The organism is Sporomusa sp., assembly GCF_035561155.1.
Taxonomy (GTDB): domain Bacteria; phylum Bacillota; class Negativicutes; order Sporomusales; family Sporomusaceae; genus Sporomusa.
On record NZ_DATMYD010000007.1, the window covers coordinates 38,258 to 64,436 of the forward strand.

At 46.0% G+C, this 26,179-nt stretch carries 20 protein-coding genes; 4 read left to right on the plus strand and 16 right to left on the minus strand.

All coding sequences use genetic code 11. From position 1 onward, the window contains the following. Positions 1 to 40 precede the first annotated feature (40 nt). Together VN447_RS01380 and VN447_RS01385 are read right to left on the minus strand one after the other, a co-directional pair. Positions 41 to 367, minus strand: coding sequence for a DUF1904 family protein (locus VN447_RS01380; RefSeq protein WP_325522046.1), 327 nt, complete (start codon positions 365 to 367; stop codon positions 41 to 43). Between the two features lie 117 nt (positions 368 to 484). Next, complete coding sequence (locus VN447_RS01385; protein ID WP_325522048.1) at positions 485 to 1,069, minus strand: peptide deformylase; 585 nt, start codon at positions 1,067 to 1,069, stop codon at positions 485 to 487. A 256-nt stretch (positions 1,070 to 1,325) separates the two neighbouring features. Here VN447_RS01385 and VN447_RS01390 point away from each other — a divergent pair, with 256 nt between their 5' ends. Next, positions 1,326 to 2,537, plus strand: coding sequence for a hypothetical protein (locus VN447_RS01390; protein ID WP_325522050.1), 1,212 nt, complete (start codon positions 1,326 to 1,328; stop codon positions 2,535 to 2,537). 110 nt (positions 2,538 to 2,647) lie between these two features. On the opposite strand, the gene fliB is transcribed toward VN447_RS01390, so the two are convergent. Further along, positions 2,648 to 3,553 (minus strand): flagellin lysine-N-methylase, encoded by a 906-nt coding sequence (gene fliB / locus VN447_RS01395; protein ID WP_325522101.1) that lies wholly within the window; start codon positions 3,551 to 3,553, stop codon positions 2,648 to 2,650. 672 nt (positions 3,554 to 4,225) lie between these two features. Here fliB and VN447_RS01400 point away from each other — a divergent pair. The 3 genes from VN447_RS01400 (at position 4,226) to VN447_RS01410 (ending at position 7,421) form a co-directional block, all read left to right on the plus strand. Next, on the plus strand, positions 4,226 to 6,682 hold the full coding sequence (locus VN447_RS01400) for an FAD-dependent oxidoreductase (RefSeq protein ID WP_325522052.1): 2,457 nt from the start codon (positions 4,226 to 4,228) through the stop codon (positions 6,680 to 6,682). A gap of 25 nt (positions 6,683 to 6,707) precedes the next feature. Beyond that, the gene (locus tag VN447_RS01405) at positions 6,708 to 6,977 is read left to right on the plus strand and encodes a metalloregulator ArsR/SmtB family transcription factor (protein WP_325522054.1); all 270 of its coding nucleotides are present in this window, start codon (positions 6,708 to 6,710) and stop codon (positions 6,975 to 6,977) included. Positions 6,978 to 7,157: 180 nt separating this feature from the next. Continuing rightward, positions 7,158 to 7,421 carry a TetR/AcrR family transcriptional regulator gene (locus VN447_RS01410; protein ID WP_325522056.1) on the plus strand — a complete coding sequence of 88 codons (264 nt, stop codon included), beginning with the start codon at positions 7,158 to 7,160 and terminating at the stop codon, positions 7,419 to 7,421. A 266-nt stretch (positions 7,422 to 7,687) separates the two neighbouring features. On the opposite strand, the gene nuoB is transcribed toward VN447_RS01410, so the two are convergent. The 13 genes from nuoB to VN447_RS01475 all read right to left on the minus strand — a co-directional run bounded on the left by nuoB (position 7,688) and on the right by VN447_RS01475 (position 25,824). Next, positions 7,688 to 8,413 (minus strand): NADH-quinone oxidoreductase subunit NuoB, encoded by a 726-nt coding sequence (gene nuoB / locus VN447_RS01415; RefSeq protein WP_325522058.1) that lies wholly within the window; start codon positions 8,411 to 8,413, stop codon positions 7,688 to 7,690. Between the two features lie 11 nt (positions 8,414 to 8,424). After that, on the minus strand, positions 8,425 to 9,927 hold the full coding sequence (locus VN447_RS01420) for an NADH-quinone oxidoreductase subunit C (RefSeq protein WP_325522060.1): 1,503 nt from the start codon (positions 9,925 to 9,927) through the stop codon (positions 8,425 to 8,427). Between the two features lie 4 nt (positions 9,928 to 9,931). Then, positions 9,932 to 11,365: a hydrogenase 4 subunit F gene (locus VN447_RS01425; protein WP_325522061.1), complete on the minus strand. Its 1,434-nt coding sequence runs from the start codon at positions 11,363 to 11,365 to the stop codon at positions 9,932 to 9,934. A 34-nt stretch (positions 11,366 to 11,399) separates the two neighbouring features. Beyond that, positions 11,400 to 12,035 (minus strand): hydrogenase, encoded by a 636-nt coding sequence (locus VN447_RS01430; RefSeq protein ID WP_325522063.1) that lies wholly within the window; start codon positions 12,033 to 12,035, stop codon positions 11,400 to 11,402. A 15-nt stretch (positions 12,036 to 12,050) separates the two neighbouring features. After that, positions 12,051 to 12,956, minus strand: coding sequence for a respiratory chain complex I subunit 1 family protein (locus VN447_RS01435; RefSeq protein ID WP_325522065.1), 906 nt, complete (start codon positions 12,954 to 12,956; stop codon positions 12,051 to 12,053). Positions 12,957 to 12,960: 4 nt separating this feature from the next. After that, on the minus strand, positions 12,961 to 14,985 hold the full coding sequence (hyfB, locus tag VN447_RS01440) for a hydrogenase 4 subunit B (protein ID WP_325522067.1): 2,025 nt from the start codon (positions 14,983 to 14,985) through the stop codon (positions 12,961 to 12,963). Between the two features lie 149 nt (positions 14,986 to 15,134). Beyond that, positions 15,135 to 15,710 (minus strand): 4Fe-4S dicluster domain-containing protein, encoded by a 576-nt coding sequence (locus VN447_RS01445; protein WP_325522069.1) that lies wholly within the window; start codon positions 15,708 to 15,710, stop codon positions 15,135 to 15,137. A 6-nt stretch (positions 15,711 to 15,716) separates the two neighbouring features. Beyond that, entirely contained in the window at positions 15,717 to 17,099 is a 1,383-nt protein-coding gene (locus VN447_RS01450) for a [FeFe] hydrogenase, group A (protein ID WP_325522071.1), read from the minus strand. Positions 17,100 to 17,138: 39 nt separating this feature from the next. Next, positions 17,139 to 17,714, minus strand: a complete 576-nt coding sequence (locus VN447_RS01455) for a 4Fe-4S dicluster domain-containing protein (RefSeq protein WP_325522073.1) — start codon at positions 17,712 to 17,714, stop codon at positions 17,139 to 17,141. A gap of 42 nt (positions 17,715 to 17,756) precedes the next feature. Then, entirely contained in the window at positions 17,757 to 19,796 is a 2,040-nt protein-coding gene (gene fdhF, locus VN447_RS01460; protein WP_325522075.1) for a formate dehydrogenase subunit alpha, read from the minus strand. Positions 19,797 to 19,834: 38 nt separating this feature from the next. Further along, positions 19,835 to 20,704 carry a formate/nitrite transporter family protein gene (locus tag VN447_RS01465; RefSeq protein ID WP_325522078.1) on the minus strand — a complete coding sequence of 290 codons (870 nt, stop codon included), beginning with the start codon at positions 20,702 to 20,704 and terminating at the stop codon, positions 19,835 to 19,837. A gap of 369 nt (positions 20,705 to 21,073) precedes the next feature. Continuing rightward, positions 21,074 to 22,540 carry a sigma-54 dependent transcriptional regulator gene (locus tag VN447_RS01470; RefSeq protein ID WP_325522080.1) on the minus strand — a complete coding sequence of 489 codons (1,467 nt, stop codon included), beginning with the start codon at positions 22,538 to 22,540 and terminating at the stop codon, positions 21,074 to 21,076. 461 nt (positions 22,541 to 23,001) lie between these two features. After that, on the minus strand, positions 23,002 to 25,824 hold the full coding sequence (locus VN447_RS01475; protein WP_325522082.1) for a PAS domain S-box protein: 2,823 nt from the start codon (positions 25,822 to 25,824) through the stop codon (positions 23,002 to 23,004). Between the last annotated feature and the right edge of the window lie 355 nt (positions 25,825 to 26,179).

Genomic DNA, 26,179 nt, shown 5'->3' on the forward strand with positions numbered 1-26,179 from the left:
GACGCCTGATCCTCCGAACAGCTTACCTGGCCAAGGCTTCTTAGTAATGTGTTTGGTTTTCGTAGTACCGGCTTTCCTCTAATACTACGAAAAAGGTTTCTACCTGACTGTAACCTGCACTCATTACGTGCCGGCAAATAATAGCTGCTACTCGGTCCTGCACCTCTTGCCCTCGGTCGAACCAGTTAACCTGGACAAACGGAGTAATCCCAGTCTGCTGACCATCCATTATAAACATACTGTTCACGGCTTCAATAGTAAAATAATCACGTGGGCAGCCGATAATCTCCTGCAGTTCATCCACAAGCGGCTTACTGATATCTTTTATTTTCTCTAATTTCATTCCTTTAATGATTAGCTGCGGCATAGCTACCTCCTGAATTCTAGTCATTATTAGCTTTAGTATTGATGCTTTGGTCCTGTCAATACTTGCTTTACCCGCATATCAACTCTGACCGGCTGCTGTTTAAAGACAAAATTATCTTTATTCCAGTGGGATATCACTATTACGGGTTGACACCGGCACATCTGCCAGCATTTTATCTGTTATTAATATACCGTCTAAATGATCGTGTTCATGTTGGACAGCAAATGCGTATAGTTGCTCTAACCGCAGCGTTTGCTTTTCCCAGTCCTCATCATGATATTCAACCAGAATGGACGAGTTGCGGTTAACATAGCCATATTGACCGGGGAGGCTTAAGCATCCCTCCAAACTTGGCACATCCTGTCCGAGTTTAGTGATCTGCGGATTTATCATAATGACGGCTTCTTCATCAATCATTACTATAAAACCGCGTTTAGAAACAGCCACCTGCGGCAGTGATATCCCGGCGATAGGCCGAACACTGTCATCAAGATAATCTGCCATTTCTATTAGCAGTTGGATTGCTTCATGGTCCTGGCGGTCAATGAGCGCCGCTTTCTGGCGCAAAACCGGATGAGGAGCTACAACAATTCTTTCTTTCACTGTAGAACCGGATAAGCTGTCACTAATCCACAAGAATGTAATTACCACAAATACAATGAGACAGACAAACAGTTTATATGCCTTTACCCTATTTCCCAACTATGTCCTCCACCATCGCTATCTGTGTCCATGCCTGTAATCAACGACAGGCATGGTTTGATTCACTACGCTTACCTGTATATTATACAAGCACCGCTGAAACTCCTTTTCAAACTGGTTGACGACAAACTGGTGTTTTTTACAGATTTTTTTAGTGGTTAAGCAACCATAAACTGCCGCGGTTGTTGCGGCCCATTTTTGAAGATAATAATTAAAACTAAATATCAAAAAACCTTGGTAACGAAAGGAGGAAAACATGACGCACACCAGCCGTAGAAAAAGTGCCAAGCGTAAGTACAAACGTTTAGTGGCCGCCCTCGCCGGTGCCGCTGTTGTAACCTCGGCTCTGTTGCCTGGTCTCCCCATCGCCAAGGTTCATGCTGCTGAAAACACCGTAACGGCCTCTCCGGCTCCAACAACTGAGGCTGCTCCTCCCAGCGATGCCACCGGAGATGGTACCAATGCGCCCACAAAAGACAGTACCACTGACCGCACCACCGAGCGTGACAAAGAACGTCCTACAGAAAATCAGACTGTTTCGGGTTCACCAGTAGCAGCCGTTAAAGCAGCTGCCTCAGCGTATGGTTTTGATGCCAGGCGGGATAGCTTTTCACTACAATCACACAGTTCAAATGAAGCCGACGTCTTAGTTCGCACAGATAATGGCAAAACCTTTAAAGTACGTTTAACTAAAGATAATGACACCTGGAAAATCGTTAGTGTAAAAGAAGTTGTTACTGGCGATAACGGCGGCGTTATCCGCGACGGCGACCCAGTCGATGTGGTCAAGGATAATGCCAGCAGGTTCGGTTTTGATGCTTATAATGACACCTTCACCTTATTGTCAGTAGCAAGCGGCAAGGCGATTGTCGAGGTAAAAACCAGTGGGCAAAAATTCAAGGTTGATTTAGAAAGAAGCAGTGGCAGATGGGTGATTACCACCATCCGGGGCATCGGCAACGGCAAATACCCGGCTACCTACCGTCCGGCCAGTCTGTATGGCTATGGTACTACCGGCCCGGTGGTTACCGCCAATGAGCGGACACTCTATGCGAACGATGCTTTTACCGGTTGGACCTGGAACCAAAGCACCTATCCAGCAGATATGAAACTGGGGGTCCTGCTTGCCCAACCGGCATCAGCTGATATCGCCGAGATTCCTGGTATCATTGTCGATAAGGTTGACTCGATTGATTTTGGCCGCCAGATCGTATTATACGCTCATATCGGTTCAGTCGCTGACAGAGGTTTTGGCATCGGTATTGAAAAAGTTGTTCAGACAGGCAATGACCTGACGGTGACCATCAGAACCAAAAGCCCGCTGGAAAACTATCGTTTATCAGCGACTAAGACCAATGATGTTATCCCGATTGACCGCTTAACCTTGAATTTCAATGACCCTATTCATATCACATTTGTTGATCAAAGTGGTACTACCTTAAGCACGTATACTGTTGTAAGACGTTAATAAAAACAAACGAGATTGCTCCGCCATCGCTCGTTTTCGACTAGTGAAGAACCTTCTTCGCTGCGTCATTGCGAACAATATGGAAGCAATCTCGCTTTTTATATCCATTTTTATCGTAACAGAGCCTGCCGGTCGTGGCCATATTGAAATTCAAGTTTCATAATTGTCTTAGCAATATCATCGGCATTCATGATGTGCTGCCACATATGGTCAAATAAACGCAGCGTTTTTTCAAAGCCGTAAATATAGAAAGGCTTTTTAAACAATAAACTGACAAAGAAGTTTTCAAGTAAACCTATACCAGCCTCAGGCTCAGCAGGCGTCCTGGTCACAGCCAGCGCATCCAGCCAATCATAATTGCGATTGAATAATGCCGTTAACTTCCGGGCGATTGTGCGGTCCTGAGATAGGCCGTTTACCGCCTTGGCTGTATCGGCAAGAAACGCCAGACGTTCGCTAAGCGGCATGGTTCGGCACTGTAAAAGGTCAATAAAATGGGTTTCCAGCTCAAAATAGTAGCGAAGCGGCTGCATGTCCGGCTGCTGCTGCGGATAAATCTCAGCCGCGTAGTTATTATCGACTAAGTCAATCGGCTGGGTTTCTGATCTAACAATACGCAGTGGCTCATCCCGGTCGGCCAGTTTTAACACAGCCGGGCAGCTAAAGCTTAGTGTTATTTCAATCCCCCGCGCCGTATTCATCGGGTAACGGGGAAAAGTGCGGCAAACAGCGTCAAGATGGCTGTGTCCAGCCTCTTTGTGCAGCAGGCACATGTTGCTGTTATCCAAAAACCAGCAGCCGCCCCCAGCCTGTTTGGCAATATAGGCGTATTCACCATAGCCGCCCTGGCCATCAAGTGCAATAAACGCCTGAGCAAACTCATTCTTACGGCCACTGGCAGTAAACAGCGCCTCATTCCGGCGGTAACTGGCTTCGTCCATAGTTACCTGCCAGTGATTGCGGCAGCAGGTTCCGCACATTTGACAGGAAAATTGTTCGCATAGGTCTATATAGATATACGTAAAAACACCTTCTTACTTAACAAATACCGTGTTGTAGCATTATTTTATGATCACTTTCAGCAGTTCCTCGCGAAAAGCTGGTCTACGCATATATTCAAACATCAACTGTTAACAAATCAGCCGCAATACTACTGCCGTCGATTTTTACCTTTAACCGCAAATGAGCGCAGATGCGCTGGTATTCAGACCTCCACATATGCCTACCTTTATAGTATCATATTTGATACTATAAAGGTAAATAAGATCTTTTTTATTCACTATTATCACGCTGTTTTAGCTTGAGGCTGTCTAACTCCCCTCCCGCCTCAATGATGTTAGTTTTCTCTTTAGTGATAGTAGTTTCATCGACAAATTTATTTTTTGAATGGTATTGCAGAAAATGTGGGGTCAGAACACATGGGTTACGATCATCCTCCTTAACTCTATCTTACAAGGGACAGATGCGTATTAGCACGGTCCCCCTGTCCCCTGACATGTGACAATGCGGTATATCTTCTTTTTCATCACATTCCAAGCAAATAAATTTGATTGTACTTGGAGGCGTTAGCTTCCCGCATTTTTATTTGGAATTTATTTGCCTTCGAAAGCATTTTGTGGTTGCATATCACATCCATATATCGTAATATACAGATATATGGATATACGGATGTATGAGGAGATGATGGTATGAAGATATTAATCGTTGGCGGAGTTGCCGGTGGTGCCAGTGCAGCGGCGCGTTTAAGACGTTTAAATGAAAAACATGAAATAATTCTTTTTGAAAAGGGAGAACATATCTCATTTGCCAATTGCGGCCTACCTTATTATGTAGGAGAAGTGATTAGAGAAAAAGAAAAGCTTGTAGTGCAAACTCCTGAAGCTATGAAAGTTAGATTTAATATCGACATACGCACTTTTAGTGAGGTTGTAGGTATTGATGTTGAGAAAAAAGAGGTCGAAGTAACCGACCTTAAGTCTGGTACTACTTATAGAGAATCTTACGATAAACTAATTCTTTCTCCAGGTGCTGCTCCTATCAAACCTAATATTTCTGGCTTAAACGCAGATAACGTTTTTACCATGAGAAATATTCCGGATACCTTCGCTATAAAAAATTTTGTAGACAATCGCCAACCCAAAAGAGCAGTTGTAGTAGGTGGCGGGTTTATCGGAATTGAACTGGCAGAAAATCTGGCTGAAAGAGGTATTAAAGTTACCTTAGTGGAATTGGCCAACCAAGTTATGGGACCCATTGACTTTGAAATGGCTGCCTTATTACATCAGCATTTGAAAGAAAAAGGCGTTGAAGTTTATTTAGAAGATGGTGTTAGGTCGGTAAGACATGAAGAACGATATTCAGTTATTTCCCTTAATAGCCAAACAGAAATCAAAACAGAGATGATAGTCTTAGGTATTGGCGTAACTCCTGATAATAAATTGGCAAAAGCAGCCAAATTGGAACTAGGTGAACGAGGCGGAATTAAGGTCGACAAAAGTTTAAGAACTTCCAATCCGGATATTTACGCTGTCGGAGATGCCATTGAAGTGATAGATTACGTAAATGGCAGGCCTGCTCTCATCCCGCTAGCAGGTCCGGCTAATAAACAGGGCAGAATCGTAGCTAATAACATCTGTGGCATATATGAGGAGTATGCTGGAACACAAGGAACTTCTGTTTTAAAAGTATTTGACTTAACAGTGGCCTCCTCAGGAAATAATGAAAAAACATTAAAGAGATTCAATATTCCCTATGAGAAATCATATACCCATTCCTTATCTCATGCAGGCTACTATCGTGGGGCCACCCCCATTTCCTTAAAAATTCTATTCTCACCGGCAGACGGAAAAATACTAGGCGCACAAGCAGTCGGCTATACAGGCGTCGAAAAAAGAATTGATGTCATCGCTACGGCCATTCGCGCCGGAATGACAGTACACGATTTAGAAAAATTGGAACTATCCTACGCCCCTCCCTATTCATCCGCCAAAGACCCTGTAAACATGGCAGGCTATGTTGCGTCTAATATATTAAAAGAAGACTGCCGGGTTATTCATTGGGATGAAATAAATAAGTTGGATAAAGAACACTCAATTTTGATAGATGTACGAACTCCGCTAGAGTTCAATATGGGTTCCATAGATGGAGCTATAAATATTCCTCTTGATGATTTGCGCAATAGAATTGGGGAAATTCCAACCGATAAAGAAATTATTCTATTTTGTCAGGTAGGTTTAAGAGGATATTTGGCGTATAGAATATTAATTCAAAATGGCTATCAACATGTGAAAAATTTAAGCGGGGGATATACAACTTATATAGCGACTGTGCAAGAACAATCAAACAGGGGCATTTTTCAAGAAATATATGAAGATAACTTATCTCAGGATTCCTCTTACAATTCCAAAGACATACAAGCCGATGTAAAAATCGATGCCTGCGGTTTACAATGTCCTGGTCCTATCATGCAAGTTTATAAAGAACTCAGTTCAATGCAATCCGGCAATATCTTAGAAATAAATACCACAGATCCGGCTTTTGGTCGTGATATAAAAGCTTTCTGTGACCGTACAGGGAATCAGTTACTTGAGGTAAAAAAATCAGCACAGTTTATAACAGCCTACATTAAGAAAGGCAGTGAATTGCAAGTGGAAAATAAACTGATAAGTTCCACAGGCAATGATAAAACCATGGTTGTATTCAGTGGCGATTTAGATAAGGCAATGGCCGCATTCATCATAGCTAACGGAGCAGCAGCCATGGGTAGAAAGGTGACCATGTTCTTTACGTTCTGGGGATTAAACATCTTAAGAAAACCTAATAAAGTCAACGTCAAAAAGAATCTGCTTGAATCCATGTTTAGCATGATGATGCCCCGGGGTCCGGAAAAGCTCGGCATATCTAACATGAATATGGGTGGTATGGGGGGTAAAATGATCCGCTATATAATGAACAAAAAGAACGTTTCTTCCCTGGAAGATTTGATCATTCAGGCCAAAGATCAAGGGGTCAAAATTATTGCTTGCAGCATGTCTTTAGATGTAATGGGACTAAAAGAAGAAGAGCTTATTGACGGAATAGAAATTGCGGGTGTCGCCTCCTATTTAAGCGCGGCAGAATTAGCTGATACTAATTTATTTATCTAATCTCTTGTCAGATGAAGGTGATAAAATGCAAGATATGAAAGACTATATACAAAAAAGCGAACTGCTTAAGGCAATAGCACACCCTGTAAGACTTTGTATAGTCAGAGGATTACTTAACAATGAATGCAACGTAACAAAGATGCAGGAATGCCTTAATTTGCCACAATCGACGGTATCTCAACATCTAGCTAAATTAAAGTCGGCAGGCATTATTGAAGGGGAAAGAAATGGTTTGGAAATTTGTTATAAGGTAGTGAATGAACAAGTTAAAGATATAATAAAACTAATGTTTTAGATAAAGAGAGTCGTATTACAGGCGTATGAGAAACAGCCTCCTATGTAGTCATTTAATCTGACTATAGGAGGCTGTTTCTTTTCATCTTCCCTTTTTAGGATTTATGGGTAAAATATTTATGGACGCTTTTCGCTTAATTATTATATAATTTGAACCGAGTCAATTAATGAGGTGATAGCAATGTCTCGACCGCCACAAGATCCCCAAATACGTATCACTGAAATTTTAAATGCTGCAGAACCACTGTTTTATTCAAAGGGTTATCATGAAACGGCAATTAGTGACATCGCCAAAATGCTGGGAGTCGCCCAGGGGACAATTTATTACTACTTTAAGTCTAAAGAAGAATTATTAGAGGCTTTAATTAACCGAGATCTATCTAACTTGATGCAAGCCGGGACGGTTCTTGCTTGCTACTTTCTGCCGATTTTAAAATCCGGCTAACTCTGGATTCACTCAACTCTACTAACCTCCCGATTTCTTTCAAAGATAAATTGGAGTTACACCGAAGTTCTTTTACTAATCGATTTCTCGCAGAGTTTTCTTTTCCTCTTCCTCCAGTCTACTCTAATATTCTACATATTCGGCATTTTTTCTGTTTTTTTATCTGAATAAGCATTCCTTCAGTCACGATTGGCAAAAAATTAACCCATAGGATGCGGCGCCCGCTCTCTATGGGTTATATTACTTATAACAATATTTTGTTCGATTTATAAACGGTCAAGCGCCAGCATAATACCATGAATAAGCGCCTGTGGCCGAGGTGGACAGCCGGGAACAAAAATGTCAACAGGAATTACAGAATTGACTGCACCCCGTATGGCATAACTATCCCCAAAAACCTGTCCGCTGCAGGCGCAGCTGCCAACAGCCATTACCAATTTCGGGAATGGTGCCGCCTCATAAGTCATCTGCAACGCTTGCATAGAATTGCGGGTCACTACCCCGGTCACCATTAACAAATCAGCATGGCGTGGCGAGGCTACAAAGTCGACCCCGTACTGCTGTATATCATAAATCGGATTGCAAAGATGTGTCATCTCGAAATCGCAGGCGTTGCACGAGCCAATATCTACATGCCGGACATGAATTGACCGACCAAGGACCATACGGATTTTCTCCTTCAGTGCGGCCTCGTCCTCCCCCAGAACTCCTCCCAAAGTAGCCAGTTGATACTGATTGGTCTGTTGAAAACAACCTTCCGGGCATTTTTCTACACAGCACCCGCAAAAAACACAGGCATTGGTGTTAATTGTCGGTGATCCGTTATCCATCTTAATTGCCCCGGTCGGGCAAATAGTGCCGCAGCTTTGGCAATTCCGGCAATTACCCTTTTGGATTATCACTTTTCCCCGGAAGCGTACCGGAGGCAACGCAGCGTCCCATTTCTCCGTCACGGTTCCAGTTTTGATAATTTTCCGCATAACGTTCAACATATTTTTCCCTCCTAACGGTCTAAGCAGGCATAGGATAATTCGTAACTTTTGTTGATAAGGGGGAAATCGGGAATAATATTGCCTGGAGCCGCCACCGTGAGCGCAGGCCAGTTGGGGTAAGCCGCAGCCCGGGCAAAAAGCCGATACACGGTATTGTTTTCCCCAACCATCAGCCAGTGGATATTACTGCCCTGGGGAGACTCGCTCCAGCCAAACCCACTGCTAAAGGGCTTTATCTCCGATATAGTGACTCTAAGCTTCCCGTTCGGCATTGTATCAAGAATCTGCCGAATCAGCCCAATAGTTTGATAGACCTCGTCAACACGTACCCATAGGCGGGCCGCGACATCACCAGTGGTATATACAGGGACATCAAACTTAAGATTGGCATAGCAACCATAGGGATAATCACGCCGGAAGTCGGTATCCACCCCCGATGCCCTGGCACCCACGCCCACCACTCCAAGGTCGATAGCGGCTTGACGGGGTACTACTCCGGTGAAATTGACCCTGTCCAAAAACTCATCATTACGCTGGAACAATCCAATCAGTTCCGAAAAGTCAGGCTCCAGATTGCTTAGCAAACTCCTGATCTGGTCTGCCAAATCATCAGTAATATCAAGACGCACGCCGCCAGGAACTACCATGCCCCGCAAGAAGCGGTTGCCAGTCAGCGCCTCATTTACTCGCATAATGGACTCTTTCATACGGGCGCCGGCCATGATGGCCACGGCAAAGCCCATACCGGCGCAGAGATTGCCGATGTCTCCTATATGATTGTATAGCCGTTCAAGTTCAGCCACCAACGCCCGCAAATATTGAGCTCTTAGCGGGACCTTCGTCTCTGCCAGCGATTCAATAGCTTGACAGTAGGATAATGAATGAGCAATTCCACAAACCCCGGAAATCCGTTCAACCTGATAGAAGGCTTTTTCCAGAGGCTGACCTTCTATTGCTTTTTCAATTCCACGATGGACAAAAAACATCTTAGCGTCCAAGCGGATAATTCCCTCGCCGGATTGACTGAACCGGAAGTGCCCAGGTTCGATGATACCGGCATGAATAGGGCCGACGGGGACCTCAAAGACCCCTTCTCCTTCTACGCAAGCCATAGGATATTCCTTATTGGCAGTAGGAACAGGTGTCCGAACATCAAAGTCCTTACGTAACGGATACAGATTATCCGGCCAGTTTTCATGAAGCACCAGCGGTCTCAGGTCAGGATGCCCGACAGGCTTCAAACCAAACAAATCGTTAATTTCCCGTTCGTACCAGGCCGCTGCCGAAATCTTCGGCGTGATGGAAGGAAACTCCAGCGGCCCTGTTGTATCCAGTAGCGCTTTCACCACTTGTATCCCACCCCAGAGGGAAAAAGCACAGTAGATGGCGTAGCTGCCATTCACCGGGCGTTCATCGTTGGCAAACATGGAAATAAGTCCATTTTGGCCGTCTTGATATATCGAGTAAGCGGTATCTCGCAGATTATCTGCTGAAATAGTTAGCTGTTCATACATAAAATCAACCCCCTAAGACGATTTCCGCCGCTCGCACTAACACGTTATTTACCAGCGGGGGCAAATAAATTCCGCCAATGATAATGATCACCAGGGACAGAGCCATGGCAGTCATAGCTGAAGAAGCGACAGTCACTTGATGCATTCCGTCGGATACTGCGCCGTAACTCATTTTTAGTGAATAGCGCATCATTCCGGCAAAAATACATGTCAACAGTATCAGGGTAACTCCACCAACTAACCATTGCTGATGCTCAAACAACGATTGAATAATCATAAATTTGGAGATAAAAATGTTGAACGGCGGTGATCCAGTGATGGCCAGAATCCCGATAATGAACATCGTAGTCACCAGCGGCATTACCTTTACAACGCCCTGGATCTGGTCGATATTTTTAGTCTTGTATTCCTGCGTAATTAGTCCGGCTATGTAAAACAACGAGGATTTGGCAACAGCGTGATTAACGATATGCAGAAGCGCAGCGTAAATCGCCAGTGGAGTACCTACCCCTAGCCCGAGGGTAATGATGCCCATATGTTCGACACTGGAATAGGCCAGCAGCCGCTTGACATCATGTTGGGCAAGAATGAAGGGGATAGCAATCAAAACGGACAGCAGCCCGATTCCCAACAGCAGGTATTGAGGAAACTGCGTACCAATCGCACCTTGTACAATAATCATGTTACGGACCAGGGCATAGAGCGCGCAGCTTAGTAAAGCCCCTGACAGCAACCCGCTGACTGGCGATGGTGCCTGGCTATGGGCATCCGGTAACCAAGTGTGCATCGGCGACAGGCCGGCTTTCGTGCCGTAACCGATGAGAATAAATATAAACGCTATTTTGACTACCGACGGATCCAGTTTTCCGGCGATACTTTTTAACGTAACCCAATTGAGAGCCTGACTGTCACCGCCGGCTGTCACCTGTGCATAATAGAGGATCATCGTTCCCAGTAAAGCCAGACAAATTCCCACGGTGCAAATCATGACGTACTTCCATGCCGCTTCCAAGGCTTCACGGTTGAAATAAAAGGCGACAAGCAGCGCGGACGCCAGCGTCGTTCCTTCAACCGCAACCCACATTAATCCCAGATTACCGACAATCAGCACACTGATCATGGCAAAGCTGAACAGATTAAGCAGCCCATAATACCGAGGCAACATCTGCTCGGTAATATTTCCTTCTTTCACTTCCTTTTCCATGTACGACAGCGAAAACAAAGTTGCTGTAAAAGTGAGCAAAGCGACAATGAACAGCAGCACCGCACTCAAATGATCAACATAGAAATATTCTGCACTATACACGTTTCCCTGGGTGATATGATAGATGATGGAAAATAAAACAGCGGTAGTTCCCGCACTGCCCAACAGATTGATGGCGCGTAAGGCTCTTGGCCTTGCCTGTACCAACGACAGCAATCCAGTGACGATCGGCACTACCAGCGCCAACAGGATCAACTCATTCATGATATCACCCTTTCAACTTCTTCAGTAGGCTTATGTCGGTCGATTCCAGCGACAGTTTTAGCCGGTACGTAAGAATCACCAGCACCACTACCGCCACCAAAACGTCGAGAAAAATGCCCATTTCGATGATCAACGGTAGACCTTGCGTAATGGACAACCCAAACAGGTATAAACCGTTTTCCATCGTGATCAGGCCGATAATCTGCATGACAGCCTGACGGCGGGTCATGATGAACAGCAGGCCAATAAGCACAAGCGAGACAGCCGCCGGCAAAGCGGACACCACTGCCACTCCCGGCATAAATGTCGGACTAATCAAGCCATACGCCAAAATAATCGACAGGAGTGCCGAAAAAGTCGAGAAGTTAGCCCGCATGATTTCTTTGGTAACAATTTCCCGCTCTTCCCTCAGGTAGGGTAACACACGGTACAGAGCGTAAGGGATCAGACCAACTTTAATTACCGCGGTCAACAGCGCGGCAACGTACATATGAACCTCATTGGTTTGTATGCCGATGATGGCACAAGCCATCGCGACAAGGACTGATTGTGCCAGGATAATATTGATCGCCAACCTTAGATTTGATATCCTGGTTTGCAGAATGGCGGCCAGCAAAAGCATAATTGTTAGTAACTCCATGGTCGTTCCCTCCTTCTACTGAGCTATTAACGCCAGCAGCGAAAAAACTCCGGCTGCGGCCATAAGCCCTGGCACGCGGAATAGACGTATTTTGTTGGTACTTGTTTCGATACAAGCCAGCAGAACAGCGGCAAGCACGACTTTGACAAACATCCAGGGGGCGATAAACGGCTGTGAGTCAAATCCCGGCAAATTCCACGGAATAAAGAGATTGACCAACAACAAGACAAACACTAGCTGTTTGATGGCAGATGCCCAGAAGATCAGCCCTACCGGCCGACCGGAATACTCTAACACCATGCCTTCGTGAACCATGGTCAATTCCAGATGGGTATCGGGATTGTCAACCGGGATACGGCCTGTTTCCGCTACAGTTATGATGATGAAAGCCACGGCCGCCAAAAGAGCTGAAAATGTAATAGGCGCAGATGTTACAGCACTGGCCATTGTCGACAAAGAATTCGAATTCGCGCTAAAAGTCACTGTAAAGAGAGCCAGCATCAGGGGGGGCTCCACCAAAACACTTATAAACATTTCCCGGGAACCGCCCATGCCGCCGAAGCTGCTGCCGGCGTCAAGAGATGCCGCTGCCAGAAAAAACCGTCCGAGAGCGAATAGATAAACAAGAACCAGCAAGTTGTCAAACTTCACTCCGGCATTGGTGACAACGGTTGGCACCAACGCTGCGGCGCCAATGGCTGTTGCAAAGTAGATGTATGGCGCAAAATGAAATATCCAGGATACAGTGGGTGATACGACACTGTCTTTTTTGAGAAACTTTACAAAATCATAGTACGGCTGGAGATAGCCTGGACCCCGCCGACTCTGGAGGCGCCCCTTGGTATTCTTAATGATGCCCTGGATTAAGGGTGCCAAAAACACAATGACTATGGCTTGAGCTAGAATTGTTAATATAGCCATGTTATCACCACCTTGTCCCGATGATTAGAACTACTACCGTGACTGCCATGATATATCCGATGTACAACTGGAGACTGCCAGCTTGAATGCCTTTTAGGTAGTTGGCAAAAGCCATTACACCCTCGTACAACGGTTTATACAACATTTCGTTTACATAGTGAGTAACATGCACATGTAAAGACATCTTTACGCCGTGATAAGGGTTGAGCGACTTATCGGCGTTCACTTGATCCACCGGGTTCAGTACGCTGCCGAAGGTTCGCCGAATAGGTTGGGCAAAGCCGGTCGCAGTGTACTCCATCCGGGCATTGGGGATGATGCCGCAAGTCCAGGTCTCGCCCGTTTTACTCTGGGGCAATCCATAGAAGCGAGCAAAAATAAAGGCTGAAACCAAGCCGGCGATAATGATAACAAGAACTATCGGCATAGCGAGAGTGCCGTCCGTCTGCTGCACTTGGAGCGCAACAGCATACCACTGACTATCATCCAGTAAACTAGCAACACTGATACTGCCATAGCCAGAAACTACATTCTTCAGAATACCGATCATCCACTGCGGCCATACACCAGAAACCACGCATACCAAGGACAAAAACGCCATCCCGGCAAGCATCGGCCAGGATACCTCTGTGGCCTGCTCGGCATGCCTGCTACGCGGCTTGGCCAAAAAGGTCACACCGAAGGCTTTCACGAAACAAGTGGCTGCCAATGCACCGGTCAAACCCAACAGGGCAATGAGCGTAATGGCCCAGAATTTGCCCAGCATACCCGCCACAGCCTTAGGCAGGAAAAACAACGCCTGAAAAGTCAGCCATTCGCTGACGAAACCGTTGAGCGGCGGTAAGCCGGAAATGGCTGCGGCCCCGATCAGGAAGTACAACGCGGTATAAGGCATCTTCTTAATAAGCCCGCCAAGATGTTCCACATCTTTGGTATGGGTGGCACTTAGCACCGCGCCAGACCCCAGGAACAGCAATGACTTGAAAACTGCGTGATTGAACACATGATACAGTCCGGCCATCCAAGCCAGTCCTGCCAACCCAGGCATCCCTTTGCTCATAAACACCATGCCGGCCCCTACTCCAAGCAAAATGATGCCGATATTCTCTACACTATGATAAGCGAGCAAGCGCTTAAGGTCATGCTCCATGAGGGCATAAAGCACTCCGAAAACCGAAGAGATTATCGCCAAGGCCAAAACCAAGTGACCCCACCATTCCGGGCCAACGCCCAGAAATTCCAGGAAGAAGCGGCTCATTCCATAGATGGCCGTTTTGATCATAACGCCGGACATCAGTGCCGATACATGACTGGGCGCAGCAGGATGCGCCTCCGGCAGCCAAATATGAAGGGGAATAATCCCGGCCTTGGTCCCAAACCCAATCAAGGCGCAAAGGAACACCGAATTACGCAAAAGTTCGGACATTACACCGGTTCGCAGTGCCGCGAAATCCAGAGAGTTTGCCGACATCGCCAGCAGCAAAAAAGCGATAGCGATAAATGCCGTGCCGACATGTGTCATCAAAATGTACAGATATGCCGCTTTAGTGTTATTCGTTTTTTCATATTCATGATTGACAAGGAAGAACGAAACAACCGTCATTAGCTCCCATACAACAATAAAAGCAATAATCTGGCCGATGGTCAATACGAGCACTATTGACAACAGAAACAGATTATAAAGAGCCGCCAACTGTGCAAATCTGCAGTCGTAATACTCGCGGGAGTAACCGATAGCGTAAACGCTGGCCGCGGTTCCCACTACGCCGAAGGCAAACAAAAAGAAGGCGGCAAGGTAATCGAGCCGGATAGTAATAACCCCCAAGGGAGCCCCAAGGGAAAACGAAAGAGTCTGTCCTCCTGTGACGAAAATAGAAATCGCCAATGCAATGGTCGCAATACATCCCAGGGCAGCCAACCCATGGGAAAGAACATTGGCCCCTTTCGGACTATCTTTAGTGACAAGAGTAGATACTGCACCCAACCCGAATAAGACAACAACCAAAATATATAGTTGATCAATCGGCACTAAAAATCACCGCCTTAATCCTAATAGTATTTTTTGAACCACTTTACTTGTAAAACTAAAGGCTTGGCCTTGCAAAATGAGCCGGCACCGGCCTCAGCGAATCCCCTAAATGCTTTGGGGAGCTTGGATTTTGAAACGCAAATCTAGCCTTATCTTTTGGTTCTGGCAAATTCAAGAGCACTGGAAATCCGTTTCTCACAAATATTAGCCTTAGACAAAGTAGGATTTACTGTCACAAACGCTTCTGCTGGACAAACCTCCTTACAGGCTGGTCCCTTCTCGCGTCCGGCACAGAGGTCGCATTTATGAGCAATAAGTACTTCTTTGATCTCCTCTTCGCCCTCCGCATTCTCCACTTTAAGAGCTGCCTGTTTCAAAGGTTCCCCCTTTTCCCATTCAGGAACCATGTCCATAGCGCCGAAAGGACACGCCAGCATGCAGGTCTTGCAACCAATGCACCGTTTGGTGTTGACGATTATCGTGTTGTCTTTCTGGGTTATTGCTTCCACCGGGCATACATTAGCGCAAGGCGCATCATCGCACTGACGGCACTGAATCGGCATGGTTACCCGCGATGTTCGGATCAGATTAAGCCGCGGAAGAAACGGAACCTCGGTTGCCCCTGCGGTTACTACGGTGGTATCAAGGTGCGCAATGGCGCAGGCAATTTCACAGGCCCTGCAACCAATACATTTATTGGGATTGGCGACGACAAATGTATTCACACACCCCTACCTCCTTGCAATGTATTTAGTATGTAGCAAATGATGTGATTCATGGCCGAGCGGTTCCCCCAGGAACTCATCATATAACTTTTGTACATCGGGATTATCGTGAGACTTGCGCATGGCAAGAGTTTCGTCGTGCACATAAGTATTGCAGGTTCTGTTGGTATAGGCAATTTGCTTGTCTGACGGCATCAGCACCTTGGGCTGCCCGCCGCCACTTACGCAACCGACAGGACAAGTCATTACCTCCATGAAATGGAAGTCAGCTGTTCCCGCCTTTACCTCTTCCAGAACGGTTCTAACATTAGCAAGCCCGGATACAACAACTACTTTGAGATTAAGCTCACCGACTTTTACGTTGGCCTTCCTTATGCCTTCGCCACCACGAACAAAGTTCAATTTTACTTCGGGGATGGACTCCTTGGTAATCAATTCATAGCCGGTACGCAAAGCGGCTTCCATTACCCCGCCGGTGACACCGAAGATATTTCCGGCTCCGGTATAAGTACCCAGCGGTTTGTCAAATTCCTCTTCCCGCAAACTGACAAAGTCAATACCGGCATCCTTGATTAATTGAGCCAGTTCACGGGTCGTAAGAACCATATCCACGTCGCGGTAGCCGCTGGCCTCCATCTCCGGCCTGTCACATTCAAACTTTTTGCACGTGCAAGGCATGACCGACACGCTGCAGACTTTAGCCGGATCTATTCCGTCTACTTGCGCTCCATAGGTCTTAAATAAGGCGCCAGCCATCTGTTGCGGCGATTTACAGCTTGACAGATGAGGAATCAGTTCCGGGTAGGTCTGTTCAACATATTTTACCCAGGCGGGGCAACAGGAAGTGAACATCGGCAAAATGCCACCTTCGGTCACACGCTCAATAAGCTCGGAGCCCTCTTCCATGATCGTGAGGTCGGCGGTGAAGTTGGTATCATATATTCTGTCAAAACCAATTTTTCTTAAAGCCGCTGCCATCTTACCGGGCGTAAGGCTGCCAAGCGGCATCCCGAAATCTTCAGCAAGAGCCACGCGCACAGCAGGAGCACATTGCACCATCTTGAACAGGCTGGTATCGGCAAGCGCTTCTTTTACTTTCTGAGCATCACCGCGGTTATAAGCCGCAAAAAGCGGTTCCTTTACCGTAGGGAGCAAACCTCGTTCCGCAATTTTTTGCTCCCTGGAGGCGATGTCATCATCGAAAATAGACGCATACGCGCTGCAGATTTGCACGCACTGACCGCAGACGACGCAGCGATCCTGATTGATGGTCTGAGGTTGTCCTTTTTCACCTTCGATAGCGTCAACCGGACATACTGTCGCACACCGACGGCAACCAGTACACAACTCTTGGTCGATATTGATAATTCGGGAAGTATCAGTGGTCATTATGAGCGCCTCCTATCGTCTTTGAAATACACCTAACCGTCAGCCAATAAATTTTTTCAAGCTGAGCGCTGCTTCTATGTTGCGCTTTTTCTTTTCTTTTTTGGGAGTAATCACTTCCAGCGCCTTTTCCGGACACGCTTCCACACAAGCTGGGCCATTCACACGCCCCGCGCACAAGTCGCATTTATTGGCTACAACCATCTCTTTCTCGATCAAGCCTTCGGTGGTTTCCACTCTCAGAATGTTTTGTATAACGGCAGCACCTTCTTTAAAAACAGGCGCGAGATCAATTGCGCCAAACGGGCACGCCATCATACACGTTTTACAGCCAATACAAGTTGTCTCATCAATAAGAATTTTGTTGTCGACCTGCTTTATCGCTGAAATCGGGCAAACATTGGCACAAGTTGCATCCTCGCAGTGACGGCACTGAATGGGCATTGTAATCTCTGCCGTTTTTACCAGGTACAGTTTCGAAATAACCGGTGTTTCAAATGTTCCCGCTGTAGTGATCTTCCTGTCGGAATGGGCCATTGCACATGCCACTTCGCAAACCTTGCAGCCAATACATTTATGTGGATCTGCCACGACAAACGTATTTAATTGAGTATTCATGCCATTTGCTCCCTTCATCGTTAATCCTGTTATCTTGCTCAATTAGCCTGCCTTTTCCACCTTAACGGCACATACTTTGAATTCAGGCGTTTTAGTAATCGGATCTGAGGCGCTGTTGGTCAACAAATTGCCCGGGCTCTCAGTGAAATGGAACGTGATGAAGGTAAGTCCCGGTGGAACACGATCTGTAACCTGCGCTTTCGTCGCCACCGTTCCACGCCGCGAAGAAACCAGAATATCATCGCCGTCTTCGATTCCAAGCTTGTCAGCATCGACCGGGTTAATCTCCAGCGATTCTTCAGGGTAAGTACCGTTAAGGCCCCAGCTCTTTCTGGTCATAGTACCGGTATGGTAGTGAGCAACAACTCGTCCGGTAGTTAACATCAGCGGGTATTCCTCGTCAGGAAGTTCCGCTGGAGGCCTCCACTCAACTGCCGAGAATTTCCCCAGGCCACGATTAAACTTACTGGTATGCAAAATCGGAGTTCCCGGATGATCGGTGGTGGGACAAGGCCACTGCAAACCGCCTTTTTCCAGCCGCTCGTAAGTAATACCGGCATAGCTGGGCGTAACGCCCCGTATTTCCTCAAAAATCTCTTCAGGGGATTGGTAGTCAGAAGGATAGCCGAGAGCTTTCATAATGTCCGCTAAAATTCTCCAGTCAGGCTTGCTATTGCCTATGGGTTCGATAGCTTTACGGATCCGTTGTACCTTCCGCTCGGTATTGCTAAATGTGCCGTCCTTTTCGGCGAAAGTGGCTCCGGGGAGGACAACATCGGCAAGCTCGGCGGTCTCAGTCAGGAAGATATCCTGGACAACAAGGAATTCCACATGCTCAAGACAATGCTTAACATGATTAATGTCGGGATCACTGCGCATGGGATTTTCGCCGAAGACGTAGAGAAACTTCACCTGATCTTCTTCGATAGCATGGAGAACGCCCGGGATTGTCAACCCCACTTTATCGCTGAGCTTAGCGTTCCATACCTTTTCAAATTTTTCTTTTACCGCCGGATCAGTGACGGCTTGATAGCCTGGATAAACATTGGGGAGAGCCCCCATATCGCAGGCACCCTGCACATTGTTTTGCCCCCGCAGCGGATTAACTCCGCCCTTTGCCTTGCCAAGGTTTCCTGTTACCAGAGCAAGGTTAGCTACACTCAACACGTTATCAACGCCGGTAGTATGCTGGGTAATACCCATCGTGTAATAAGATGCCGTGTTTTCCGCCTTGCCGATAATTCTTGCGGCTTGGTAAATCTTAGCCGCAGGAACATCCGTGATGGTGGCCGCATATTCAGGGGTATACTTCATTACCGTTTCTATAAAATCGTCAAAGCCTTCGGTCCGCGTTCTAATAAAATTCTTATCTGCTAAATTCTCGGTCCAAATTACATTAGCTAATGCGTTAAGCAAAGCCACATCAGTACCAGGTTTATGCCGTAACCAAACATCAGCATGCCGGGCCAAATCTATTTCCCGTGGATCGGCAACAACCAGTTTGGTACCTCGTTCATGAGCTTTTAGCATCCCTACGCCAATCCAGGGATGACATTCTGTCGTATTGGTGCCAATAGCAAAAATTGCGTCTCTCGGGCCCATAGTGTCGAGTTCATTAATGGAATTAGTCATCGCCCCACTGCCAAACGCTGTGGCCAGACCGGCCACCGTAGGAGCGTGTCAGAGACGGGCGCAATGATCAATATTATTAGTGCCGATCACCGCGCGCATCAGTTTCTGCATTAGAAAATTCTCTTCGTTGGTACACCGTGCCGAACTGAAAGCCGCTAAACTGTCGGCTCCATTATTCTTGACGGTTTTCTTGATTTGCGCCGCCACCAGTTTTATTGCTTCACTCCAGGTAGCGTCTACCAGCTTGCCGTCTTTTCTGATCAATGGATTTTTCAAGCGGCTCTTATGGTGCACAAAATCAAAGCCAAAGTGCCCCTTGGAACAAAGCTTGCCTTGATTGACGGCGTTGTGCTCATTCGGACTAACGCTAATAATTTCGCTCCCTTCCACATTCAAGTAGAAGGTACAACCGGTCCCACAATACGGGCAGGTTGTCAGTACACTCTTCACGGCCTGTTCTCCCTTCCCCAAAAGCGTATTTGCGTCAACTACTTACTCATGGCAGCAGCCTCTGCTACAGCCGAATTTTGAATTTTAGGCTTACGTACATAGCTGTACCAATAAAGGCTGGCTACAAAAACTGTGCCGCCAACAATATTACCGAGAGTGACAGGAATCCAGTTATTCAAAATGATGGAGGCCCAATTGACGGAATCCAGCGCTGCCTGGGGTAATTTAGCAGCCTCAATCACACCGGGAGTATACTTGGCAAACAAGCCGGCCGGTAGAAAGTACATGTTAGCGATACTATGCTCGAAATTGCTCATAACGAAAGTCATGACCCCCACATAGGCTGCGGCACATTTACTAATAACATCTTTGGCTGCTAATGACATCCAAACCGCTATACATACCAGCCAATTACAAAAGATGGCGCGAACAAACGCCTCCGTCCAGGTCAAGTTGACTTTGGCAACAGCAATTTTCAAGGCAAAGGCTCCGAACAAAGCATTGTTGAATTTCCACAGTCCGGTATAGTACATCAGTACGGCAAAAGCAACAGAGCCAACCAAATTGGCTAGAAGTACCCAGAACCAGTTGCGGAACATATCGTAGATCGAAATTCGCCCATCAATAAGGGCTGTCCACATTAGCGAGTTGCCTGTAAATAACTCTGCACCATTATTGATAACCATCATCAGGCCGACAGAAAACACGGAACCAAACGCAAACCGCTGAAAACCGGCTCCCAGCGAAGTGAAGTCATGGGTCGCCATGGTTGCGCCGTTCGCCCCGAAGGCGATATAAAAGCCAGCGATCAGACCCAGAACTATCATTTGCCCGATACTCAGTTTGGTCCGGTTTACCTGCGCTTTACAGCAGTTTTCAGCTACTTCCGTAGGGGTAAAACAATTCATTATTAATTCCTCCTTACTTTCATCATATAGATTGAATGATAAGTCTCGGTATCAGCATAAGCCTTGCTGTAAATTGCCCACCTCTCTTTTTTTTGATCTCGGCCATGCTAAAACTTTCTAACTTGTCTCCCTATAAACGCATAAAACATGCCAAAAGGCATGTTTTATAAATTTTCATATTAATTTTTATATTGTCCGCAGGAAAAACCTTGTGCTCATCGAGCATTTTTCAAATCCAAAAACGTTATATTCTGAACCCAGAAACTCTTCACAATAACCCAAAATCTATCAAAATATTTCCATTTATTATAAAAATCTGCACATTTTGCAGGAAGTATGCAAATGCAAAGTCTGCAATATATGCAGATGTCAATCGCCATTTGCCCGTCTTTTTTGTAGCCGCTCCAAACGGTAGTAGAGGGCCCGAACCGAAATACCTAGTGATCGCGCCGCCTGGGTTTTGTTGCCGCCAAACCGGCGGAGTGCCTGCTCGATGAGTTCGTCAATATGATCCCCCAAAGCAAACGCTTCTGGAACGTCTGTCGCTTTTTGCCATTCGCCTCTAGACTCTTTCTCCTTAATATCAGGCACAATGGCTTTCCCGGCCAGGTTGCCAAGGTGTTCTTCCTTCAGTTCAGTACCATCATACATAAATGATACCCATTCCATTGCGTTGCGAAGCTCGCGAATGTTGCCCGGCCAATTGTAAGACAAAAGCAGGCGAGCCGCGGACTCGCTGATATTCCGGAATTGCTTGCCCCGGCGCTCAGAAAAATCCTGCAAAAACATCCGCGCCAGCGGCAGAATGTCGTCTTTGCGTTGGCGCAGCGGCGGAATAATAATTTGGCCGACCTTTAGCCGATAATACAAATCTTTACGGAATAACCCTTCGGCGATACGTTTCTCAAAATCAAGGTTGGTTGCAGCGATGATTCTGATATCTGTCTTAATTTTTTTTAAGCCACCGACACGATAAAAACTCTTCTCCTCAATAACCCGCAGCAACTTAGCCTGTAATTCGATCGGGATCTCGGCAATTTCGTCGAGGAAAAGCGTACCACCCATCGCCATATCCAGCTTGCCTTTTTGTCCGCGTGTAGACCCACCTGTAAAGGAGCCCGCCTCATACCCAAACAACTCGCTCTCGAACAAGCTGGGGGTGATTGCCGTACAGTTTATGTCAATAAACGGACCAGATTCGAGTTTTTCTCCGTAATGAATGATCTTCGCGATGATTTCCTTGCCGACGCCGGTCTCGCCTTGGATCAAAACAGGCAATGACCGGTCAGTGTGATATTGTTCCGCTTGCCGAACGACTCGCTTGATCACATCTGAAAAAATCCCGATCTTCCCTATCCCTGCCTGGGTAGCTACCTTTTGCTGTAATTCCGCTAATTCATGCTTATCCTGCATGACCACTTTTACATCTTCGTCAAAATGCTTTGCCAGTACTTCGTTTTTCTGAAGCAAGGCCTGATGTTCTTCCACCCTTTCTAGAATTGCTTTGAGTTCATCCATATTGATCGGCTTGGTCAAATAATCATAGGCCCCTGCCCTCAGAGCCCCGATGGCCAATTCGAGATCGACAAAACCAGTATAAAGCACAACGTCTGCCGCTGGCTCATGTTTGATCTTCTTGCTTTCGCGAACCAACTCGATCCCTGAGATTCCATCCATCTTGATGTCAGACAAAATCATCTCAAAAACATTGTTATTGTAAGTTGCGAGTGCTTCTTCACCTGACTGGCATTGTGTAATAGCGTGTCCCAGCAACACTAAATAATTAGCCAGAAAGGACCTCCCCTCCACATCATCATCAACAAGCAAAATCCGCAATCTCCGTCCCCCCTGTCAATTCGGCGCTCAATTATACGTTCACGGTCTTCGATAAAGCTATTTGTATCGTCATTCCACAGATCGGATTAATACCAGAAAGGCGCTATTATTAAGTACAAGGTACACCGATAATGGCATCGCAGTACAACGTTATCGTGCAAAAATTGCACGCAAGATAAAACCCGCGATTCTGCAAAAACTGCAGAGATACGGATTATTTACTAGCTTTGCCTGGAAAGCATATTTGATGCAAAAGAAGCACCGGTTTGGTTTTAAGCATCCTCAAAAACTGCTGTTCCGCCTCCCCAGTCGTCCCCTCATACAAATATGTTGCAAAAACTATGCCACGAAAATCGTTTAATCGTTGCCATTTGCACGAAAGCAATTCGCCAGACAAGCTAGCTATTATTTCCGCAGAATGATAGCACTAGGGTAGTTTTGCACTACAGACATCTTGTCGCTTATCGTTCATTTATCGGGAAGGTGATATGGACTACTGTCCCACCTGTTGAGTTACTCGCGACCTCGATAGAACCGTTACTTGCGGCAACGATGGACTGAACGATGGACATCCCAAGACCCATGCATTCTGAACCATTTTTCGTGGTAAAAAATGGTTCAAAGACTTTTTTACGTATTTCCGGGCTCATCCCTGGCCCATTATCGCATATCGTAAGATTGACATTCTCATCAACCCAAGTCGTAATAATAATCTCTTTATGATTTTCACTAGAAGATTCAAACGCCTGCATGGCATTCATCAACAGATTGAGAACAACCTCCTCAAACCTCACAAGCGCCCCATGCACTGGGGGCATTTTTGCCGCCAACGTTTTTTGTACTTTTATTTGTCTAGACACAAGCTGGTGAGTAATGATTGACAAGGCTTTTTCAATAGCACTATTCAAATTGCAAGGTACATACTCAAAATTCTGACTACTGCGCAGAAATGCCCGTAAATGATTTACGATAGCATCGATTCTGTCGACCTGTTGGGAAATATTACGGACACTTTGCAAAGTTTCCACAACAGGTAATTCACCTTTATTCTGCTGCAAAACCAGAACGGTCTCGGCTAAGATTCGAATGGCATTAAGCGGCTGGTTGATTTCATGCGCAATTCCTCCACCAATGACTGCTAAAGCCATCACTCTCGAAGCGCGTTCAATTGCCTCCCTTGCCTCGGAAACTTTTTCCTCCGCCTCTTTCTGAACGGTATTATCCCGTCCAACTGATTGATATTCAATAATATTGCCATCCTCATCGAAAAAAGCGTGACTGACGTATTCTATCAATCTAACGCTTCCATTTGGTCTAATGTAACGTGTTTCTGCAAACCCAATCGGTTTTTTTGGCGTAAGCAAAAATATCTGTCTTTGAATAGATTCTCGATCATCTGGTATAAGCAAGTCCGCAAAATTCCTGCCAACAAGTTCTTCCTTATCAATACCATAAAAGCGACAAAAAGCATCGTTAACAAAAATCAGTGTCCCGTCTGGCTTGCAGCGACAAATCAAATCCGTTTGGGCTTCGACTACCGCCCGATACCGTGCCTCACTTTTCCTTACTGCCCGCTCAGCTTGCTTTTGGTCGGTTATATCTGAACAAAACTCGCCAATACCAATTAGCTCGCCATCGTCGTTTTTAATCGGATAGCCACGGATGAATCGTTCTCGCCCATCCGGAGAAGTTAATTCTGCCGCCTGTGGCTGACCGGTAACACGAGCTAAAATAATCGGGCATCCTTCACAAGGCTCTTTGCGATTGTACCACACTTCCCAGCACAAACTGCCTGTAAGCTCTTCCGAGGTTCTATCAACTAAAGCCGCCGCCTTTTGATTAGCCCATACAACCCGTAAATCCAAATCATGATATATGACGATATCAAGTGTACTGTCTAAAACCAGACGCTTTTCCCCTTCAGCTTTTTTTAGTGCCTCTGCTGTCTTTTTTATCTCAGAAATATCAGCGGAAATTCCCAATAAATATTCCGGAATTCCTTTCGCGTCAGCAATAGGAATCTTCTTGGTGTGAAGCCACCTTTGTCCTTTTTTTCTTGTCAGCATTGGCTCTTCTAGATTGTCAACAAGTTTCAAGTGAGTAAGCGCTTCCCGGTCGGTTGTAGTATACAAATCAGCCGAATCCTGCTCAAATATGTCGTAATTATTTTTACCAATGAGTTCTTCCCGCGAATATCCGAGTAAATCTTCCGCCGCCCTGTTGACCCTTAGGTATCGAAGCTCCTTGGCATCTTTGACAAATATGGCATCAGGAATGTTTTCCAAAACCGATTCTGTAAATATGTAACTTTTCTCCAGTTCTACCGTCCGGGATAGCACCGTCTTTTCCAATCTGTTTTTTGTTTCCTCTAATTCAATGTGCAAACGGTTTGTCGCGGTAAAAACCGCACCAACCAAAAAGCATAGAACAATAAAGCCCAAAACCATAATAGCTTTATTGCGAGCCGCCAGAAAATCATCTAAGGATTCCCCCGCAAAAAGAACACCGATCGGTTTATTGTCCGCTCCCAATATCGGCAGATACGCCGTCATATAATCTGTTCCAAGAATTTCGGCACGACCAATATGCTTTTTGCCCTCGCCTAACACCTCGGCGGCGACCATCTCATTCAAGTTAGTACCGACTACCCTCTTACCGTCCTTCACAATGGTTGTCGAAACCCGCTGATCACCCAAAAACAGTGTTGCTTCAGTATTAAAAAGCTGCTTGGCGCGATCAACAACTTCGTTCCTGCTAGCATCATAACCAAGCGAAAGTACACCTACTATACGCCCTTGTTCATTTCTAATCGGCGCCCCTGCTCTAATAGCAAGTTTAATCTCATTACCTGGCTCAAGAGTGGAAATAGTCATCCCATTAAGGGCCGCCTTAATACCCGCCTGGCTGGCAAGACTGTCACCTGAACGCTGTTCATGAACTCGGACAATGACAATGCCTTTCTCATCTGTGACTGTCACAAAATCAAGTCTGGCGTCTTGCCCCATCGCGGTCAACTGGTTGCGCAAAAAGGTCGCATCCTTTTCTTCGACAGCCTTGGCAATTGTCGGATACTTGCTGAAAACCGTGGCGTAATGAGCGGCCTCCACTTTGTATTCTTCTATAATATTATTTAGTCCATTAACGCCCTGTAGAGCCGCTCTTTTCTGCTCCTGCTCCAACATGCCCGAAAAAAAGTATAGCGCCGGTACTAACGCCGCAGAAACAGCAGTGATAACCAGAAGAACAATGCAAATAACCAATTTTTCTCTAATACTAATTCTCATTCTCTATACTCCTTGCGTGCCCATCTTTCAGCCTAAATCAAGAACCTTTTTACCTGCACTTACACTATCCTGTATGTAAATTACTGTTGAATATTCCCGATAAATGTCAACAATCCTGCAACAAACAATTAGATCCAGCAACTTGTTTTTCTACCAGCATACTCTTAGACAAATACCAATGCTTTCGGCTTCATAAATGCAGCATTACCCAATATTTGGACTATCCTTTAGTCATAGCTGACACAAAAAATTTAGCCCTTAGGGATGCGACTACTATATCTAAGGATAAGTCGATATCGGTCATGCAGGGAGTTTTACGTATCCATGATAGCTACTCCAAGATGGGAACCGTTCG

Bases quoted from the DNA above. Each gene is read 5' to 3' on its own strand.
- VN447_RS01380 (WP_325522046.1), bottom strand. From the start codon at position 367: ATGCCGCAGCTAATCATTAAAGGAATGAAATTAGAGAAAATAAAAGAT.
- VN447_RS01390 (WP_325522050.1), top strand. From the start codon at position 1,326: ATGACGCACACCAGCCGTAGAAAAAGTGCCAAGCGTAAGTACAAACGT.
- VN447_RS01400 (WP_325522052.1), top strand. From the start codon at position 4,226: ATGAAGATATTAATCGTTGGCGGAGTTGCCGGTGGTGCCAGTGCAGCG.
- VN447_RS01405 (WP_325522054.1), top strand. From the start codon at position 6,708: ATGCAAGATATGAAAGACTATATACAAAAAAGCGAACTGCTTAAGGCA.
- VN447_RS01410 (WP_325522056.1), top strand. From the start codon at position 7,158: ATGTCTCGACCGCCACAAGATCCCCAAATACGTATCACTGAAATTTTA.
- nuoB (WP_325522058.1), bottom strand. From the start codon at position 8,413: ATGTTGAACGTTATGCGGAAAATTATCAAAACTGGAACCGTGACGGAG.
- VN447_RS01420 (WP_325522060.1), bottom strand. From the start codon at position 9,927: ATGTATGAACAGCTAACTATTTCAGCAGATAATCTGCGAGATACCGCT.
- VN447_RS01430 (WP_325522063.1), bottom strand. From the start codon at position 12,035: ATGGAGTTACTAACAATTATGCTTTTGCTGGCCGCCATTCTGCAAACC.
- VN447_RS01435 (WP_325522065.1), bottom strand. From the start codon at position 12,956: ATGGCTATATTAACAATTCTAGCTCAAGCCATAGTCATTGTGTTTTTG.
- VN447_RS01450 (WP_325522071.1), bottom strand. From the start codon at position 17,099: ATGACCACTGATACTTCCCGAATTATCAATATCGACCAAGAGTTGTGT.
- VN447_RS01455 (WP_325522073.1), bottom strand. From the start codon at position 17,714: ATGAATACTCAATTAAATACGTTTGTCGTGGCAGATCCACATAAATGT.
- VN447_RS01465 (WP_325522078.1), bottom strand. From the start codon at position 20,704: ATGAATTGTTTTACCCCTACGGAAGTAGCTGAAAACTGCTGTAAAGCG.
- VN447_RS01475 (WP_325522082.1), bottom strand. From the start codon at position 25,824: ATGAGAATTAGTATTAGAGAAAAATTGGTTATTTGCATTGTTCTTCTG.